This window comes from Micromonospora sp. MA102 (assembly GCF_025460765.1).
GTDB lineage: Bacteria > Actinomycetota > Actinomycetes > Mycobacteriales > Micromonosporaceae > Micromonospora > Micromonospora halotolerans.
The window spans coordinates 400,780-417,550 of sequence record NZ_JAMWEG010000003.1; the positions used below are offsets into that span (position 1 = coordinate 400,780).

The 16,771-nt window shown below is 71.3% G+C and carries 16 protein-coding genes; 7 read left to right on the forward strand and 9 right to left on the reverse strand.

Going from position 1 to position 16,771, the window contains the following annotated elements; all coding sequences use genetic code 11:
- The first annotated feature begins 11 nt into the window (after positions 1-11).
- Positions 12-698, forward strand: a complete 687-nt coding sequence (locus NFX44_RS08465; RefSeq protein WP_262282949.1) for a class I SAM-dependent methyltransferase — start codon at positions 12-14, stop codon at positions 696-698.
- 53 nt (positions 699-751) lie between these two features.
- On the opposite strand, the gene NFX44_RS08470 is transcribed toward NFX44_RS08465, so the two are convergent.
- Positions 752-2,413 carry a glycoside hydrolase family 10 protein gene (locus tag NFX44_RS08470; protein ID WP_262282950.1) on the reverse strand — a complete coding sequence of 554 codons (1,662 nt, stop codon included), beginning with the start codon at positions 2,411-2,413 and terminating at the stop codon, positions 752-754.
- 305 nt (positions 2,414-2,718) lie between these two features.
- On the opposite strand from NFX44_RS08470, the gene NFX44_RS08475 reads away from it, so the two are divergent.
- Complete coding sequence (locus NFX44_RS08475; RefSeq protein WP_262282951.1) at positions 2,719-4,212, forward strand: amino acid permease; 1,494 nt, start codon at positions 2,719-2,721, stop codon at positions 4,210-4,212.
- Positions 4,213-4,262: 50 nt separating this feature from the next.
- Here NFX44_RS08475 and NFX44_RS08480 read toward each other — a convergent pair whose 3' ends face one another.
- The 5 genes from NFX44_RS08480 to NFX44_RS08500 are packed head-to-tail and all read right to left on the reverse strand — an operon-like array spanning position 4,263 to position 9,957.
- Positions 4,263-5,276 carry a glycoside hydrolase family 43 protein gene (locus NFX44_RS08480; RefSeq protein ID WP_262282952.1) on the reverse strand — a complete coding sequence of 338 codons (1,014 nt, stop codon included), beginning with the start codon at positions 5,274-5,276 and terminating at the stop codon, positions 4,263-4,265.
- A complete protein-coding gene (locus tag NFX44_RS08485) occupies positions 5,273-6,097 on the reverse strand; it encodes a carbohydrate ABC transporter permease (protein ID WP_262282953.1) in 825 nt (274 codons plus the stop codon). Before NFX44_RS08485 ends, NFX44_RS08480 begins: the two co-directional genes overlap by 4 nt.
- Positions 6,098-6,107: 10 nt before the next feature.
- Positions 6,108-7,070, reverse strand: coding sequence for a carbohydrate ABC transporter permease (locus NFX44_RS08490; RefSeq protein WP_262282954.1), 963 nt, complete (start codon positions 7,068-7,070; stop codon positions 6,108-6,110).
- A 6-nt stretch (positions 7,071-7,076) separates the two neighbouring features.
- Positions 7,077-8,408, reverse strand: coding sequence for an ABC transporter substrate-binding protein (locus NFX44_RS08495; RefSeq protein WP_262282955.1), 1,332 nt, complete (start codon positions 8,406-8,408; stop codon positions 7,077-7,079).
- A 37-nt stretch (positions 8,409-8,445) separates the two neighbouring features.
- On the reverse strand, positions 8,446-9,957 hold the full coding sequence (locus tag NFX44_RS08500; RefSeq protein WP_262282956.1) for an alpha-N-arabinofuranosidase: 1,512 nt from the start codon (positions 9,955-9,957) through the stop codon (positions 8,446-8,448).
- 149 nt (positions 9,958-10,106) lie between these two features.
- Between NFX44_RS08500 and NFX44_RS08505 the strand changes: the two genes are divergently transcribed.
- Positions 10,107-11,108 carry a LacI family DNA-binding transcriptional regulator gene (locus NFX44_RS08505; protein ID WP_262282957.1) on the forward strand — a complete coding sequence of 334 codons (1,002 nt, stop codon included), beginning with the start codon at positions 10,107-10,109 and terminating at the stop codon, positions 11,106-11,108.
- Between the two features lie 5 nt (positions 11,109-11,113).
- Here the strand turns inward: NFX44_RS08505 and NFX44_RS08510 are convergent, their stop codons facing one another.
- From NFX44_RS08510 to NFX44_RS08520, 3 genes are all read right to left on the reverse strand, one after another.
- A complete protein-coding gene (locus NFX44_RS08510; protein WP_262282958.1) occupies positions 11,114-11,839 on the reverse strand; it encodes a BON domain-containing class I SAM-dependent methyltransferase in 726 nt (241 codons plus the stop codon).
- A gap of 86 nt (positions 11,840-11,925) precedes the next feature.
- The gene (locus tag NFX44_RS08515) at positions 11,926-12,243 is read right to left on the reverse strand and encodes a hypothetical protein (protein WP_262282959.1); all 318 of its coding nucleotides are present in this window, start codon (positions 12,241-12,243) and stop codon (positions 11,926-11,928) included.
- A 38-nt stretch (positions 12,244-12,281) separates the two neighbouring features.
- On the reverse strand, positions 12,282-13,919 hold the full coding sequence (locus NFX44_RS08520) for an ABC-F family ATP-binding cassette domain-containing protein (protein ID WP_262282960.1): 1,638 nt from the start codon (positions 13,917-13,919) through the stop codon (positions 12,282-12,284).
- Positions 13,920-13,997: 78 nt separating this feature from the next.
- On the opposite strand from NFX44_RS08520, the gene NFX44_RS08525 reads away from it, so the two are divergent.
- The 4 genes from NFX44_RS08525 (at position 13,998) to NFX44_RS08540 (ending at position 16,759) form a co-directional block, all read left to right on the forward strand.
- On the forward strand, positions 13,998-14,768 hold the full coding sequence (locus tag NFX44_RS08525; RefSeq protein WP_262282961.1) for an ROK family protein: 771 nt from the start codon (positions 13,998-14,000) through the stop codon (positions 14,766-14,768).
- A 91-nt stretch (positions 14,769-14,859) separates the two neighbouring features.
- A complete protein-coding gene (locus tag NFX44_RS08530; protein WP_151465422.1) occupies positions 14,860-15,225 on the forward strand; it encodes a M48 family metallopeptidase in 366 nt (121 codons plus the stop codon).
- A 59-nt stretch (positions 15,226-15,284) separates the two neighbouring features.
- Complete coding sequence (locus NFX44_RS08535; protein ID WP_046564396.1) at positions 15,285-15,539, forward strand: Smr/MutS family protein; 255 nt, start codon at positions 15,285-15,287, stop codon at positions 15,537-15,539.
- Between the two features lie 134 nt (positions 15,540-15,673).
- Positions 15,674-16,759, forward strand: a complete 1,086-nt coding sequence (locus NFX44_RS08540) for an acyltransferase family protein (protein ID WP_262282962.1) — start codon at positions 15,674-15,676, stop codon at positions 16,757-16,759.
- Positions 16,760-16,771: the final 12 nt, after the last annotated feature.

Here is a 16,771-nt window from a genome sequence, read left to right on the forward strand (position 1 = left end):
CGGAGGAAGAGATGAGCACGAAGGACCTGCGCGCGCCCAAGCGCAAGCTGCTGCCCGAGATGGAGGGGCGGACCGCCCGCTGGTACGCGCGAAACCGCGGCTCCGCCGCGCAACTGGCCGAGTACCGGCGGCAGGCCGCCCGACTGGCCGAGGGGCTGCCCGCCGGGGCGGCGGTGCTGGAGGTGGCGCCCGGCCCCGGCTACCTGGCGATCGAGCTGGCCCGGTTGGGGGCCTACCGGATCACCGGGCTGGACGTCAGCCGCACGTTCGTGGAGCTGGCCGGGGAGTCGGCCCGGCGCGCCGGGGTCGAGGTGACCTTCCGCCGGGGCGACGTTCACGAGCTGCCGTTCCCGGCGGACTCGTTCGACCTGGTGGTCTGCCAGGCCGCGTTCAAGAACTTCGTCCGCCCGGTGCGGGCGCTGGACGAGCTGCACCGGGTGCTCCGGCCGGGCGGCCGGGCGGTGATCCACGACCTGCGCGCCGACGCCTCACCGGCGGACATCGAGCGGGAGGTGGCCCGGATGGGGCTGAGCGGGCTGGACGCCCTCTGGACCCGCTCGGCCCTGCGGATGCTGCGGCGGCGGGCGGTCACCGGTGACGCCTTCGCCCGGCTCGCCGCGGCGAGCGCCTTCGGCGGCGCCGAGGTGGACCGGGACGGGCTGGTCGGGCTCGAGGTGCGGTTGCACAAGGCCGCCTGAGGACGGCGGGACGCCCGGGGCGAGAAGCCCCGGGCGTCCCCTGTCGTGACGGGTCAGCGCACGAAGCGCGGCGGGCTCGCCGCGCTCTCGTTCCAGACCCGGTCCAGCGCGGTCACGTAGTAGGTGTAGCCCGCCCCGGGCGCCGCCGTGGTGTCCACCCAGGACTGCACGTCACCGTCCGCGCGGACGGTGGCGACCAGGTGGGAGGCGTCGGCGAAGTCGCAGCGGCCGGCCAGATCGGCGCCGTCGAACCGGTAGATCGCGTACGACGTGGCCTTGCCGAACGGGCCCTTGCCGTCGGCCGGCTGCCGCCAGCTCAGCCGCACCCCGTCGGCCTGCCGCTCGGCGCCGGTCACCACCGGGAAGAGCAGCGGCTTGGCCGGAAGCTGCGACATGGTCGGCACCAGAGCCGGCCGGGAGTAGTGCTCGGCCGCGTAGATGTCGGTGGCGCCCAGCCGGTTGGCCCGCACCTGTACGGCGGAGAAGTGCACGTTGCCGAGCACCTCCGGGTACGAGCGGTTGAGCGTCAGGTGGTTCGACAGCTCCTGCGGGTTCATCCAGAACGAGCCGTACGCCGGGTCGCCGCTCTTGTAGTCGGCCTGTCCGATGTAGAGCTGGACGTTCGTGCCGCGCACGGTCTCCGCCCACCACGGCACGAGCCGGGCGTAGTCGGCGGCCGGGTACTGGCCGATGTACCAGTAGAGCTGAGGCACGATGTAGTCGATCCACTCCTCCTTGACCCACTTGCGCGTGTCGGCGGAGATGATGTCGTACGACTGCGAGCCGGTGGTGTCCGAGCCGTTCGGGTCGGCCGACTTGTTGCGCCAGATGCCGAACGGGCTGACGCCGAACTTCACATACGGCTTGACCGCCTTGATCTTGGCGTTCATCTCCTGGATCAGCAGGTTGATGTTGTCCCGCCGCCAGTCGGCCTTGTCCGTGAAGCCCCGGTTGTACTCGGCGAAGGTGGCGTCGTCCGGGTACTGGTAGGTGCCGCTCGGGTACGGGTAGAAGTAGTCGTCGAAGTGCAACCCGTCGATGTCGTACCGCTTGACGGCGTCCATCATCGCGGTCTGCACGAACTCCCGGACGGCGGGAATGCCGGGGTTGTAGTAGAGCCGGCTGCCGGCGACCCCGGCCGGCGGGTAGGCGAACACCCAGTCCGGGTGCTGGCGCACCGGGTGGTTCGGTGCGAGCTTCGAGATGTCGGCGCCCGCGCCGCCGGGGGCCGGCATGGAGACCCGGTACGGGTTCATCCAGGCGTGGAACTCCAGGTTGCGCTTGTGCGACTCCTCGACGAGGAAGGCCAGCGGGTCCCAGCCCGGGTTCTGGCCACGGACCCCGGTCAGGTACTCCGACCAGGGCTCGACCTCCGAGGGCCAGAACGCATCGGCGGTCGGGCGGACCTGGACCACGACGGCGTTGTGGTTGAGCTTCTGGGCCAGGTCGAGCCAGGCCAGGTATTCGGCCTTCTGCTTGGCGACCTGGTCCGGTGCGGTCCAGGAGTCCTTGCTGGGCCAGTCGATGTTCGTCACCGAGGCGATCCACATGGCCCGGAACTGCCGCTTCGGGACGGCCGGGTCGGTGACGCAGGAGGTGGTCGCGGTGGAATCGGTCGCCGTGTTGCTCTCCGCGGCGCTCGCGGGGGTGCCGGCGACGAGCGCGCCGAGCAGCGCCAGGGCCAGCCCGGCGGCTCCGAGCCGAGTTGCCTTCATGCGGTGCGGTCCCTTCGTTGGGGCTCACGGGGGGCGTGTCGGGTGGCGGCGGACGGGCGGCGCATCCGGCAAGATTCGCCGCACTGTATCTGTCCCCGGTAGAAAACTTTCATCAATCCGGATGCGACGCAAGACCTCCGGACGGATCGATGCGCAGGTGGGGCCGAACGTCCGAGGGTGAGCCGGGCCACAGCCCGGTCCGTGACGCGTCCGACACCTCCCGTACCCGATTAGCGGTCGGAGGGCCTGGGTAGCTTGCCCGGTCACGGACCGCCAGCGTGGTGGTCGCACGGTGGGAGGTGTCAATGTCCGTCCTGCGGACCAAACCGATCCGGGACGTGCTCGCCCAGGGTGAGGCCGACGGCGAGGACGGCCGCCCCGGACTGCGCCGTCGCCTCGGGGCGATCGACCTCATGGGCTTCGGCATCGGCATCGTGATCGGGACCGGCATCTTCACGCTGACCGGGATCGAGGCGAAGAACCACGCCGGCCCCGGCGTGGTGATCTCGTTCGCGATCGCCGGCGCCGTCGCGCTGCTCGCCGCCCTCTGCTACGCCGAGCTGGCGTCCAGCGTGCCGACCGCCGGCAGCGCCTACACCTACGCGTACGCGACCATGGGCGAGATCGTCGCCTGGATCATCGGCTGGGACCTGCTGCTGGAGTTCGCGCTCGGCTCGGCGGTGGTGGCCCGCGGCTGGTCCGGCTACCTGGCCGAACTCCTGAACCTGCCCAGCGCCTGGTTCGCCGAGGAGGGCAGCGTGGTCAACCTCGGCGCGATCGCCATCGTGCTGATCCTCGGCGCGATCGGCATCGTCGGCATCCGCGAGTCCGCCCGGGTGACCAACCTGCTGGTCCTGGTCAAGGTCGCCATCTGCGTGTTCATCGTGGTCGCCGGGGCGTTCTTCGTGAAGGCCGCCAACCTCAGCCCGTTCATCCCCACCACCGAGCCCGCCGGGGGCGGCGAGGACGGCATCCGGCAGCCGGTCACCCAGGCCGTCTTCGGGCTCGAACCGTCGATCTTCGGCTTCGCCGGGGTGCTGACCGCCGCCGCCGTGGTGTTCTTCGCGTACACCGGTTTCGAGGCCGTGGCGAACCTCGGCGAGGAGACCCGCAAGCCGCGCCGGGACCTGCCGCTGGGCCTGCTCGGCACGCTGGGCATCTCTACCGTGCTGTACATCGGCGTCTCGCTGGTGCTGGTCGGCATGGTCCGCTACACCGACATCGACGAGGGCGCCCCGATCGCCTCGGCCTTCGAGGCGGTCGGCGCCGGCTGGGCCGCCATCCTCGTCTCCATCGCCGCCGTCGCCGGTCTGACCAGCGTGATCCTGGTCGACCTGGTGGCCATGGGCCGGATCGGCTTCGCCATCGCTCGGGACGGGCTGATCCCGCCGTCCATCGCCAAGATCCACCCGCGCTGGGGCACCCCGTACCGGATCTCGGCGATCATGACGGTCGGCGTGGCCCTGCTCGCCGGTTTCCTGCCGCTGAGCGCGCTGGCCGACCTGGTCAGCATCGGCGCGCTCTGCGCATTCGTGCTGGTCTCGATCGCGGTGCCGATCCTGCGCCGGCGGCGTCCGGAGCTGGAGCGGCCGTTCAAGGTGCCGTTCTCGCCGGTGCTGCCGATCGTGTCCGCGCTGGCCTGCCTCTACCTGATGGTGAACCTGTCGGTGGAGACCTGGCTCCGGTTCCTCGCCTGGATGCTGCTCGGTGGGCTCATCTACTTCGGCTACGGCCACCGGAAGAACCGGCTGGCCCGCCGCGAGGCGGCCACCGACGAACCGGCCCCCGCCGCCCACTGACCTGGTGCGATGAGGGCCCCTTCGGTTGCGAAGGGGCCCTCACCTTGCGCTCAGGGGCGGGGCTGGGGCTCCGCCGTCGGGCCCTTCACCACCGGCCGGCCGTCGGCCCAGACCACCTCGTCGAGCCACACCTGGCGGCCCGGGTCGGTGCTGCCCTCCTGGCCGGGCGGCCAGGCGTGGTACAGCAGCCAGGTGCGGCCGTCCTTCTCGATCATCGACGCGTGCCCCGGGCCGGAGGCGACCGCGTTCGACTTCAGGATCGGATTCTCGGCGGCCTTCACGCACGGCCCGGTGGGGCTCTCGCAGACCGCGTAGCCCTCGGCGTAGGTGTCCCGGTCGTAGGCGTTGGCGGCGAAGAAGAGCAGCAGCTTCCCGTCGTGCCGGTGGAAGAACGGCCCCTCGATCAGCGTGCCCTCCCAGGGCTCGGTCTGCTTGAGCAGCTTCGACGGGGCGCCGACCAGCCGGAGCCCGTCCGGCGAGAGGCGCTGCGACCAGAGCCAGGTGTCCACCCCGATGGCGTTGCCGTCGTTCTTCCAGAGCAGCCAGAGGCTCCCGTCCGTGTCCCGGTACGGGCTGGCGTCGATCGAGCCGCCCAGCTCCGCCTGGCAGACCAGCGGCCCCGCCGCGTCGTCCCGGTACGGCCCGAGCGGGGTGGCCGCCACGGCCCGGCCGAGGCACTGCCGGCCGGAGGCGCGGTCGGCCACCGTGTAGTAGAGGACGAACCGGTCCGCGGCGAGCGGAATGACCTCCGGCGCCCAGGTCTTCCCGGCGTCGGCCCAGGCCGGCAGCTCCGGCAGGGCGTCACCCGCCTCGGTCCACTCGACCAGGTCGGGCGAGGTGAGCACCGGGACGTTCCGGCCGCCCGAGTTGGTGTGGAACAGGTACCAGGTGTCGCCGACCCGGATCGCCTGCGGGTCGGGGGCGTCGGTCCGGATGACCGGGTTGGTGTACACGGGGGCGCCCTCCGGCGTACTCGACGGGGTTTCTCCGCTGCCGCAACCGGCGACGAGCAGCGCGGCGGCCAGGGCCGCCGCGCCGCGTCGCCGGATCCGCCGGTCGGTCATCCCTTCAGGCCGCTGCGCGACACGCCCTGGATGACGTGCCGCTGGGCGAGCACGAAGAGGATCAGCACCGGCACGCTGGCCAGCACCGCCCCCGCCATGATCACCGGGTAGTCGGTCACGTAGGCGCCCTGGAGCAGGCCCAGGCCCGCCGGCAGGGTGAGCCGCTCCGGGCTGAACAGCACGTAGACCGGCCACAGGAAGTCGTTCCAGTTGGTCAGGAACGACAGCACCGCCAGGGTGGCCAGCGCCGGCTTCGACAGCGGCAGCAGCACCTGGGAGAAGACCTGCCAGTGGTTCGCCCCGTCCAGCACCGCCGCCTCCTCCAGCTCGGCCGGGATGGAGAGGAAGAACTGGCGCAGGAAGAAGACCCCGAACGCGCTCGCCGCGCCCGGTACGACGATCACCGTCAGGGTGTCGATCCAGCCCAGCTGATCGGCGATCACGAAGTTCGGAATGATCAACGAGGTGGGCGGCAGGAACAGCGTCCCGACGATCAGCGCGAAGCTCACCTTCCGGCCGCGGAACCGCAGCCGGGCCAGGGCGTACGCGGCCATCGACGCGGTGACCAGCACCAGCAGCGTGTGCAGGCTGGCCGCCAGCATGCTGTTGAGGAACCAGCGCAGCACCGGGTTGGCGGTGTTGTTGAGGATCTGGTCGAAGCCGTACGTGGAGAACGGGTGCGGCAGCCAGCTCGGCGGGTCCTGCTGCGCGTCCTCGTACGTCTTCAGCGAGGTGAGGGCCATCCAGACCAGCGGGGTCACGAACACCGCGGTGATCAGGAGCAGCGCGCCGTAGCGCGCCACCCGACGCACGTTCGTCATGGTCGTCCCCTCAGTCTTCCCGGTAGCGGAACAGCCGGAAGTTGACGATGCTGACCACCGCCAGCAGCAGCGCGAAGAGCACGCTCATGGCGGACGCCTGGCCGACGTCGTAGTTGCGCAGCCCCTCGTCGACGATCCGCCAGACCACGGTCCGGGTCTGCTCGCCCGGCGCGCCCTGGGTGATCAGGAAGGACTGCCCGAAGACGTTCGCCGAGGCGAGGATCGTCGTGGTGAGCACGAAGAGCAGCACCGGGCGCAGCCCGGGAAGGGTGACGTGGCGGAACCGGTCCCAGGCGGTCGCGCCGTCGACCCGGGCCGCCTCGTACAGCTCGGCCGGGATGTCCTGGAGCCCGGCCAGGTAGATCACCGCGTTGAAGCCGCAGGTCCACCAGACCGTCACGCCGACCAGGGAGACCCAGGCCCACGGCACGTCGGTCACCCAGGGGGTGTCCGCGGGCAGCCCGACCGCGCCGAGCAGCCGGTTGACCAGGCCGAGGTTCGCGTCCAGCAGGAAGCGCCAGAGCAGGCCGATCACCGCGACGCCCAGCACGTACGGGGCGAAGAACGCGGCCCGGAAGAACGTCCGGCCGGGGAACTTCTCGTTCAGCAGCAGGGCCAGCCCCAGCGGGACGACCACCAGCAGCGGCACCGACAGCACGGTGAAGATCGCGGTCGCCCGGACGCTGGACCACCAGTCCGCGTAGTCGGCCGACTCGCTGGAGAACAGGTCGCGGTAGTTCTCCAGGCCGATGAACGGCCGGTTCGGCAGCTGGAGGTCCCACTGGTGCAGGCTGATCCAGATCCCGAACAGGATCGGCGCCAGCCCGAAGACCAGGAAGAGAACCAGATACGGCGCGAGGAAGAGGTAGGGCGTCGCCCGGTGCCCCCGTTCCGTCGCGCCCCGGCGGCGGTTGCGGCCCGCCGGGGGCGGCGCGTCACCACGCGCCGCCCCCACCTCGATCACGTCCGCCACGGCGGATCAGCTCCCGTACTTCTTGCGGTTGTCCTCGAGCTGCTTGTTCGCCTTGGCCACACCGTCGTCCATTGCCTGCTTCGGCGACTTCTTGCCGAGCGCGGCCTCGTTGAACGAGTTGTAGAAGGTGGTCATGACCTCACCGAGGCCCGGCGAGGCCGGCGGGAAGGCCGCGTACTCCAGCTCCGGCGCGAGCGTGCTGATCTCCGGCAGGGCCTTGAACTCGGCGCCCTCCCGGACCTCCTTGCGGGCCGGGATCTGACCACCCTTGGCCCAGTCGAGCGAGTGCTGGCTGAGCCAGTTGATGAAGACCTTCGCCCCGGAGACCTTGTTGTTGTCGGCGCTGCGCTGCTTGACGATCGTGAAGTTGTGCGAGTTCGCCCAGGTGGCCTTCTGGCTGCCGATCTGCGGCAACGGGGCGACGCCCCACTGCACCTGGGGGCTCTTCTTCAGGTCGTTGATCTGCCAGATGCCGTTGAAGTTGAAGGCGTTCTTGCCGCTCTTGAGCGCCAGGTAGTCGGCGTCCTGGCCGACGTTGGCGGGGGAGAAGCCCTGCTTGATCATGTCGACCAGCCAGGTGCACGCCTCGACGGCCGGGTCCGAGTTGAAGGTCGCCTTCGCCACCTCGCCGTCGAACAGCGTCCCACCCCACTGGTGCAGCAGGCTGTAGAAGGTCATGCCGCCGGTGAACTGGAACGGGCTGACCCAGAAGCCCTGCACGCCGGACTTCTTCAGCTCGGTCAGCGCCGCCGTGTACTCGTCCCTGGTCGCCGGCGGCTTGTTCGGGTCCAGGCCGGCCTTCTGCATGACGGCCTTGTTGTAGTAGAAGCCCATCGGGTGCATGTCCAGCGGGATGCCGTACCGCTTGTCGTGGTAGATGCCGCCCTTCCACACCGTCGGGGCGAAGTCGCCCTCGCTCAGCCCCAGCGCCGTGGCCACGTCGTCGAGCTCGGTGATCACGCCGCGGGCGGCGAAGGTGGCCAGCTGGTCCATGTGCATGACCGCGATGTCCGGGCCGTTGCCGCTCGTGACCGCGCCGGGGAGCTTGCTGTAGTAGTCCTGCCACTCGTAGGTGATCACGCTCACGGCGATGTTCTGGTGCTCGCTGTTGAACTGCTCGACCAGCTTCTTGAAGATGTCGCCGTCACCGCCGGTGAAGCCGTTCCAGAGCTTCAGGTCGACCTTCGGGCCGGTGTAGTCCTTGCCGCCGTTCCCGGCCGCGGTGGACCCCTTGGTGCTGCTGCCGCCGCCGCAGCCGGCCAGCGTCAGCGTCGCCGCCGCGCCGAGCCCGACGCCGAGGCCGAGCAGCCGGCGCCGGCTCATCTCGTTCTGGATCATGCTCACTCCTTGGGGGACGGGTTGAAGTATTGCCTGGTCACGATTGGGACGCGAAGCGCAGCAGGTTCCAGGAGCAGGCGGGCAGCGCCACGGAGCACCGGCCGCCGTCGAGGGTGGGGGTGGTGACCTCCCGAGGCGTGACCCGGTCGGGCTCCGCCTCGGTGTTCGCGGCGGCCGGGTCGGCGCCGGCCGCGAGGGTGACGTGTTCCACGGCGCGCAGGCCCGGCAGCCCGCGCAGGTCCAGGTCGAGCGGGAGGTCGTTCGGGCCGCGGTTGACCGCGAAGACCGCCAGCTCGCCGGTCTCCTCGTCGTGCACGGCGACGGTGTCCAGCACCGGCACCTCGCCGTACCGCTTCGTCTCGTACGTGGGGCCGACCGGCTCGGTGCGCAGCACCGTGCCCCGGGCGTGCCGGGCGGTCAGGGCGAACGGGTGGAAGATGCTCTGCCGCCAGGCCGGCCCGCCGGTGCGGGTGCGGATCGGGGCGATGACGTTGGCGAGCTGCGCCTGGCAGGCCACCCCGACCCGGTCGGCGTGCCGGAGCAGGGTGATCAGCAGGTCGCCGACCACCACGGCGTCGACCGCCGTGAAGTCGTCCTCGATGAGGGCCGGCGCCTCGACCCAGCCGCGCCGGTCCAGGTCGGCCTGGAGGCGGGACTGGTACCAGACGTTCCACTCGTCGAAGGAGATCTTCAGCTTGCGCTTGTGCCGCTGCCGGGCGGCCACGTGGTCGGCGGTGGCGACCACCTCGCGGATGAAGCTGTCCATGTCCACGGCCGAGGCCAGGATGCTGGCCCGGTCGCCGTCGGACGGGTCGTAGTAGGTGTGGGCCGAGATGTAGTCGACGTGCTCGTAGGTGTGCTCCAGGACGGTCGCCTCCCACGAGGCGAAGGTCGGCATCCCGCGGTTGGAGCTGCCGCAGGCGACCAGGCTGATCGAGGGGTCGATCATCTTCATGGCGCGGGCGGTCTCGGCGGCGAGCCGGCCGTACTCGTCGGCCGTCTTGTGGCCGACCTGCCACGGCCCGTCCATCTCGTTGCCGAGGCACCAGAGCCGGACCCCGTACGGGTCCTCGGCGCCGTGCTTGCGGCGCAGGTCGGACAGTTGGGTGCCGCCCGGGTGGTTGGTGTACTCCAGCAGGTCGCAGGCCTCCTGGACGCCGCGGGTGCCGAGGTTGACGGCCATCATGGGCTCGACGCCGGCCTCGGCCGCCCAGGTCATGAACTCGTCCAGGCCGAACGCGTTGGTCTCGATGGTCTTCCAGGCCAGGTCGAGCCGGCGCGGACGGTCCCCGACCGGGCCCACGCCGTCCTCCCAGCGGTAGCTGGAGACGAAGTTGCCGCCCGGGTAGCGGACCACCGAGACGCCCAGCTCGCGGGTCAGCTCCAGCACGTCGCGCCGGAAGCCGCGCGGATCGGCGGTGGGGTGGCCGGGTTCGTAGACACCGCCGTAGACGCAGCGCCCCATGTGCTCGACGAACGAACCGAAGAGGCGACGGTCGGCCGCGCCGATGGTGAAGGTCGGGTCGATCGTGAGCTGCGCGTTCGGCACGGGTGCCACCCTTTCCTCGGTGCTGTCCCGGTGACCTGGGTCACCGGGTGTCCCTGGTTTGTACAACGTTGTAAGCGACGCTGTAAAGCGATCGTTACGTCGTCGTGACGCGGTAGAGTGCGCCCCAGCAGTCACCGGGAGGAAGCGCAGTGCGGCACAGGCTCAAGGACGTGGCCGAACGGGCCGGTGTGTCGGTGAAGACGGTCTCCAACGTCGTCAACGGCTACCAGCACGTCCGCGCCGACACCCGGGCCCGGGTCGAGGCGGCCATCGTCGAACTCAACTACCGCCCCAACCTCTCGGCCCGCAACCTCCGCAAAGGCCGCACCGGCGTGATCGCCCTGGCCGTGCCCGAGCTGGACATCCCCTACTTCGCCGAGCTGGCCCGGCACGTCGTCACCGCCGCCGCCGAGCACGGCTGGACGGTGCTGATCGACCAGACCGGCGGCGGCCCGGAGCAGGAACGCAAGGCCGCCAGCGGCATCGGCGACCACATGATCGACGGCCTGATCTTCAGCCCCCTCGCCCTCACCGCCGACGACCTCGTCGGACTCGACGGCATGCCCATGGTGCTGCTCGGCGAGCGGGTCGACCACGGCCCCGCCGACCACGTCGTGGTCGACAACGTGGCCGCCGCCCGGGAGATCACCGCCCACCTGGTCGGGCTCGGCCGCCGCCGGATCGCCGCCATCGGCTCGCAGCGCACCCCCGAGGGCGCCAGCGCGCGCCTCCGCCTCGCCGGCTACACCGCCGCCCTGGCCGAGGCCGGCATCGCCTACGACGAGCGCCTGGTGGCGCCCGCGCCGGCCTGGCACCGCGCGGACGGCGCGGCCGCCATGCGACACCTGCTCACCACCGGGGTACGCCCCGACGCCGTCTTCTGCTTCAACGACACCCTGGCCCTCGGCGCGCTGCGCGCCCTGCACGAGTCCGGCCTGCGGGTGCCCGACGACGTGGCGGTGGCCGGCTTCGACGACATCGAGGACGGCCGCTTCTCCATTCCCACCCTGAGCACGGTGGCCCCCGACAAGGAGCGCATCGCCCGCCTGGCGGTGGAACTCCTCGCCAACCGCCTCACCGCAGACCCGGAAACCCCACCGAGGGAACTGGTCGCCCCCCACCGCCTGGCCCTCCGCGAATCGGCCCCCTGACCGGGTCAGTCGAAGAAGCGGGCCAGGTGGGAGCTGGGCGGGGGTGGGGCGTCCGGCGGGAGTGGGGTCAGGTCGGCGAAGATGGAGGCGCCGTCGCAGCCCACGTGCAGCGGGTACCAGCGCGGGGTGCCGGGCGGGCGCTGACCGCAGATGCCCTTGAACGTCTGCACGTCGAGCAGGCGGACGTGGGTCGGGTCGGCCACCGCGTTCACGTGCCGCCACCAGGGGCTCATCACGTGCAGCACCCCGCCCGGGCGCAGCGCCCGGTGGCACTCGTCCAGCAGCGGCAGGAAGTCGATCAGGTGCTCCAGGATGTGCACGGCGAAGAGCACGTCCACCGAGTCGTCGGCCAGCGGCAGCGAGCCGGACAGGTCGGCCACCGCGTTGACCCCGGGCGCCGGGTAGATGTCCAGGCCCAGGTTGCCCGGCCACTGCTTGGTCGCCCCGCAGCCCAGGTCCACCACGACCGGCGCCCGGCCGGCGACGCTCACCCGGCACCAGACGCCCAGCACGCCGTCGAGGCGGCCCACCAGGTCCCGGACCAGCCGCAGCTGCGCCGGGTCGGCGACCGCGCCGTCGAGGTGGGCGACGCCCCGGTCGAAGCGCACCTCCACGGTCAGCCCGCGCAGCCGCTCGTCGTGCCGGGCCTGATCGGCCCACGCCTCGGCGAGGAAACCGTCGACCTCCCGCAGCCGCTCGCCCGAGAGTGCGGATTGCGCCACCGCCACCATGCGCCCACCTCCGGGCGGCGCGATACCCGCATCCCCGCCCGATATGCCTCTCCCGCCGGGACCGGACGGCGCCGGCCGGCGCGGGGTCAGCCGGCGATGGTGCGGCGGGCGGTGCGGGAACCGCGCATCCGCTGGCGCGGCTGCGGGGCGGGCGCCTTCGGCCGTTTCAGGTGGTAGCGGTGCAACTCGTTGTTGCCCGGCAGGGACGGGTCCTCGCTCATCGCGACCAGTTCCCAGCCCTGGTCACCGGCCCGGTTCAGGTGGGCCAGCGCGGTGTCGCCGTACGGCGTGACGTCGATCATGGAACCGTCGGGGCCGTACCAGATGAAGACGACCTCCCACCCGATGTCGGTGGTGGCGGCCTGCCGCCGGCGGACCAGCAGCGCGTACTCCCACTTGAGCATGGGTTCATTCTCACCCCGCGCCACCGGGTCGGCACGGATCAATCTTCGGTGATCCGCCCGTCCGCCACCCGCAGCCGCCGGTTCACGCTCACCGCGTCCAGCATCCGCCGGTCGTGGGTCACCAGCAGCAGCGTCCCCGGATAGCTCGCCAGGGCCGATTCGAGCTGCTCGATCGCCGCCAGGTCCAGGTGGTTGGTCGGCTCGTCGAGCACCAGCAGGTTCACCCCGCGGCCCTGCAGCAGGGCCAGCGCGGCCCGGGTGCGCTCGCCGGGGGAGAGGGTCGCGGCCCGCCGCAGCACGTGGTCGGCCCGGAGGCCGAACTTGGCCAGCAGCGTCCGCGCGTCCGCCGGGCTCAGCTCGGGTACGGCGGCGCCGAACGCGTCCAGCAGCGGCTGGTCGCCGAGGAAGAGCCCCCGGGCCTGGTCCACCTCGCCCACCACCACGCCCGGGCCGAGCGCGGCGTGCCCCTCGTCCAGCGGCAGCCGGCCGAGCAGCGCCGCCAGCAGGGTGCTCTTGCCGGAGCCGTTCGCCCCGGTGATCGCCACCCGGTCGGCCCAGTCGATCTGGAGGTCCACCGGGCCGAGGGTGAAGTCGCCCCGGCGTACCCGGGCGCCCCGGAGCGAGGCCACCACGGCGCCGGCGCGGGGCGCGGCGGCGATCTCCATCCGCAGCTCCCACTCCTTGCGCGGCTCGTCGACCACCTCCAGCCGTTCGATCAACCGCTCGGTCTGCCGGGCCTTGGCCGCCTGCTTCTCGCTGGACTCGGAGCGGAACTTGCGGCCGATCTTGTCGTTGTCGGTGGCCTTGCGGCGGGCGTTCTTCACGCCCTTCTCCATCCAGGACCGCTGCGTCCGGGCCCGCGCCTCCAGCTGCGCCCGGGTGCCGGCGTACTCCTCGAACTCCTCGCGGGCGTGCCGGCGGGCCACCTCCCGCTCCTCCAGGTAGGCCGCGTAGCCGCCGCCGAAGTGGTTGACCTGGCCCTGGTGCAGGTCCAGCTCCACCACCCGGGTGACCGTCCGGGTGAGGAACTCCCGGTCGTGGCTGACCACCACGGTGCCGGCGCGCAGACCGGTGACGAAGCGTTCCAGCCGGTCCAGGCCGGCCAGGTCCAGGTCGTTGGTGGGCTCGTCGAGCAGGAAGACGTCGTAGCGGCTGAGCAGCAGCGAGGCCAGCCCGGCCCGGGCCGCCTGACCGCCGGAAAGGCCGGTCATCGAATGGTCCAGGTCGACGCGGAGCCCGAGCTCGGCGGCCACCTGCTCGGCCCGCTCGTCCAGGTCCGCCCCGCCCAGGTCGAGCCAGCGCTCCAGCGCCGTGGCGTACGCGTCGTCCGCACCCGGCGCCCCGGCGGTCAGCGCCTCGGTGGCGGCGTCCAGCGCCGCCTGCGCCGCGGTCACCCCGGTGCGCCGGGCCAGGAAGCCGCGGACCGTCTCGCCCGGCCGGCGCTCCGGCTCCTGCGGCAGATAGCCGACGGTAGCGGTGGGCGGGTTCGACACCACCGACCCCTGCTCCAGCGGCTGGAGGCCGGCGAGGGTGCGCAGCAGCGTGGACTTGCCGGCGCCGTTCACGCCGACCAGCCCGATCACGTCGCCGGGGGCGACCACCAGGTCCAGGTCGGTGAAGAGGAGGCGGTCGCCGTGCCCGGCGGTGAGGTCCTTGGCGATCAACGTGGCGCTCATGAGAGATCAAGCCTACCGGCGGCCCGGATCGGACGACCCGGGCTCGAGGCCCGACCGGGGTGAGGGAGACTCACAGCCGTGGTGACCACTCTGGCGATCGACTGCGGGGGCGGCGGGATCAAGGCCTCCGTGCTGGACGCGGCGGGGACCATGCGCGCCCGGCCGCTGCGCGTCCCCACGCCGTACCCGCTGCCGCCCGCCTTGTTCGTCAAGACGCTGCTGGACCTCGGCGGCCGGCTGCCCCCGGCGGACCGGCTCACCGTCGGGATGCCCGGCATGATCCGGCACGGTGTGGTGGTGGCCACCCCGCACTACGTGACCCGCTCCGGCCCGCGCAGCCGCGTCGACCCCGAGCTGGTCGCCGAGTGGTCCGGGTACGACGCGCGCAGCGCCCTGGCCGAGGCGTTCGGCGTGCCGGCGCTGGTGCTCAACGACGCCGAGGTGCACGGCGCGGGCGTGGTCGCCGGGACCGGCTGCGAGCTGGTGCTGACCCTCGGCACCGGGCTGGGCAGCGCGCTCTTCGACGGCGGGGTGCTCGCCCCGCACCTGGAGCTGTCGCACGCCCCGGTGCGCTGGAACACCACCTACGACACGTACGTCGGGGAGCCGGAACGGCGCCGCCTCGGCGACGCGTTCTGGTCCCGGCGGATCCGCCAGGTGGTGGACGGCCTGCGGCCGGTGTTCCGCTGGGACCGGCTCTACCTGGGCGGCGGCAACTCCCGACTGATCCGGCCGGACCAGCTGACCCGGATGGGCGACGACGTCGTGGTCGTCCCGAACACGGCCGGAATCGTCGGCGGTGTCCGGGCCTGGGAGCTGGTCGGGGACCGGTACGACCCGACCTCCTGAGCACGATCTTCCCCGAAGGAACACTCGCGGTACGGCTGGTGTTGTGCCAGCGTCGGAGGAAGGGCTGGCGCGACACGAGGAGGTGGGTCGAGTGGATCTTCTGGCGGAGTACCGGCGGGCGACCATGTTCTTCGAAGCGGGTGACCCGACCGGAGCGGCCCGGCTGCTCGAACCGATCGTCGAGGCCGAGCCCGGCAACTCCTCGGTCCGGCAGCTGCTGGCCCGGGCGTACTTCCAGTCGGCCCAGCTCAACCGGGCCGAGGAGCAGCTGCGCGAGCTGGTCGACCGGGACCCGAGCGACCACTACGCGCACCACGTGCTGGGCCGCACGCTGGAGCGGATGAACCGCCCCGTCGACGCGCTGCGGCACCTGCGCATCGCGGCGGCCATGTACTCGACCAACGCCGACTACACCACGGCGCTGCGCCGGGTGGAGGGCAAGGTCGGCGGCCGCTGACGGACGACCTCGAAGGGCAGCCCTGCCGGGCTGCCCTTCGGCGTACCTACGATGGGCTGGTGAAGCTCAAGCTCGATCTCCACGACATCTACAACCGCGGCCACGACATCGACCGCGCGCTGCGCGGCATCATGGACGAGGCCGTGGCGAAGAAGGCCACCCTCGTGGAGATCATCCCCGGCAAGGGGTCCGGCCAGCTCAAGAAGAAGGTGCTGCGCTTCCTCGACCAGAAGGACGTCAAGCAGCTCTACCACCGGGTCGAGAAGGACTCGAAGAACTTCGGCCGCCTCTTCGTCCACTTCCGCTGGAAGTAAAGCCTCGGCCTTCCGGCCCCCCACGTGACCCCTGGCGTGCATCTCGACCTGCGGATCCTGTCGGTTCCCGGCGGCCTTGGTGATCCTGCTCACCCCGGCTGGATCGGGTATGGGCCGACCGGCAGCCTGGCCAGGTGTCAACCACGGTGATGCCTGAGAGCCCTACGGTCGCTGTCGCGCCCAGCAGGCGCGATCCGTACATCGACAACGTCAAAGGCCTGTTGATCGTCCTGGTCGTGCTTGGCCACCTGCTGGGTCAAGCGGTCGGCTCCGTGCCAGGTGGCAAGACGATCTACACATTCATCTACCTGTGCCACATGCCGGCCTTCGTCATGCTTTCGGGGATGCTCTCGGCAGCCGAACTCACCGGCCGTCGCGCGGCGTCGCTGATCCGGGATCTGCTCGTGCCGTACGTGGTATTTCAGCTGCTTTACATGAGCTTCTACACGGTCATGGACAAGCCGATGTACTGGACGGTCAACGGGTTCCTCTCCCCGATCTATCACCTGTGGTTCCTGCCCGCTCTGTTCATCTGGCGGATGCTCGCTCCGCTCTTCGCCCAACTTCGTGGAGCGGTCGTCATCGCGATCGTGGTGTCCCTGTCCGCCGGAGCCGCCACGGTGCTCGGCCGCGCCCTGGCATTGGACCGGGTGGCAGGAATGCTGCCCTTCTTCGTCCTCGGTGTCTGGCTCGGTCGCGGCAGGCTCACGTACCGCCCGTCTCCGCGCGTGCGGTTAGCGGCGACCGCCGTGCTCCTCGCTGCCGCGCCGCTTTCCTATCTGGTCGCCTCGCGCCTGTCGGGCCTCTGGCTGTACTGGAACCGCGCTTACCAGCAGCTCGGGGTGGGGGTGACCGAAGGCGTCCTGATCCGGCTTGGACTGATGGCCGTCGGGTTGGCGATGACCTGGGCGATCATGATGCTCGCTCCGCGCCGCCAGACGTTTTTCACGGGTTGGGGGGTCAACTCCATGTACCCGTATCTGCTGCACGTGTTCGTCGTCATGGCCTTCGCCTGGTCACCCCTCGTCAACCACGTCGACAACATCCCAGCCTTGCTGGTGCTCATCGTCGCGGCCGTCTCGCTGGTCTGGCTCACCGCCAGCCGGCCCGTGGTGTGGGCGTTGCGTCCGCTGGTCAGCCCTCCGGTCCGCTGGCTGCTCAGGGACGTCGTCCCAGCGGGGAGTCATCAGTCCACGGCGGGCCGGGGCCCGCTGCGGTGACTTCCGTATCCT

Coding starts and splice junctions, on each gene's coding strand:
- NFX44_RS08470 (WP_262282950.1), bottom strand. CDS start 2,413: ATGAAGGCAACTCGGCTCGGAGCCGCCGGGCTGGCCCTGGCGCTGCTC.
- NFX44_RS08515 (WP_262282959.1), bottom strand. CDS start 12,243: ATGCTCAAGTGGGAGTACGCGCTGCTGGTCCGCCGGCGGCAGGCCGCC.
- NFX44_RS08475 (WP_262282951.1), top strand. CDS start 2,719: ATGTCCGTCCTGCGGACCAAACCGATCCGGGACGTGCTCGCCCAGGGT.
- NFX44_RS08495 (WP_262282955.1), bottom strand. CDS start 8,408: ATGATCCAGAACGAGATGAGCCGGCGCCGGCTGCTCGGCCTCGGCGTC.
- NFX44_RS08480 (WP_262282952.1), bottom strand. CDS start 5,276: ATGACCGACCGGCGGATCCGGCGACGCGGCGCGGCGGCCCTGGCCGCC.
- NFX44_RS08485 (WP_262282953.1), bottom strand. CDS start 6,097: ATGACGAACGTGCGTCGGGTGGCGCGCTACGGCGCGCTGCTCCTGATC.
- NFX44_RS08510 (WP_262282958.1), bottom strand. CDS start 11,839: ATGGTGGCGGTGGCGCAATCCGCACTCTCGGGCGAGCGGCTGCGGGAG.
- NFX44_RS08520 (WP_262282960.1), bottom strand. CDS start 13,919: ATGAGCGCCACGTTGATCGCCAAGGACCTCACCGCCGGGCACGGCGAC.
- NFX44_RS08465 (WP_262282949.1), top strand. CDS start 12: ATGAGCACGAAGGACCTGCGCGCGCCCAAGCGCAAGCTGCTGCCCGAG.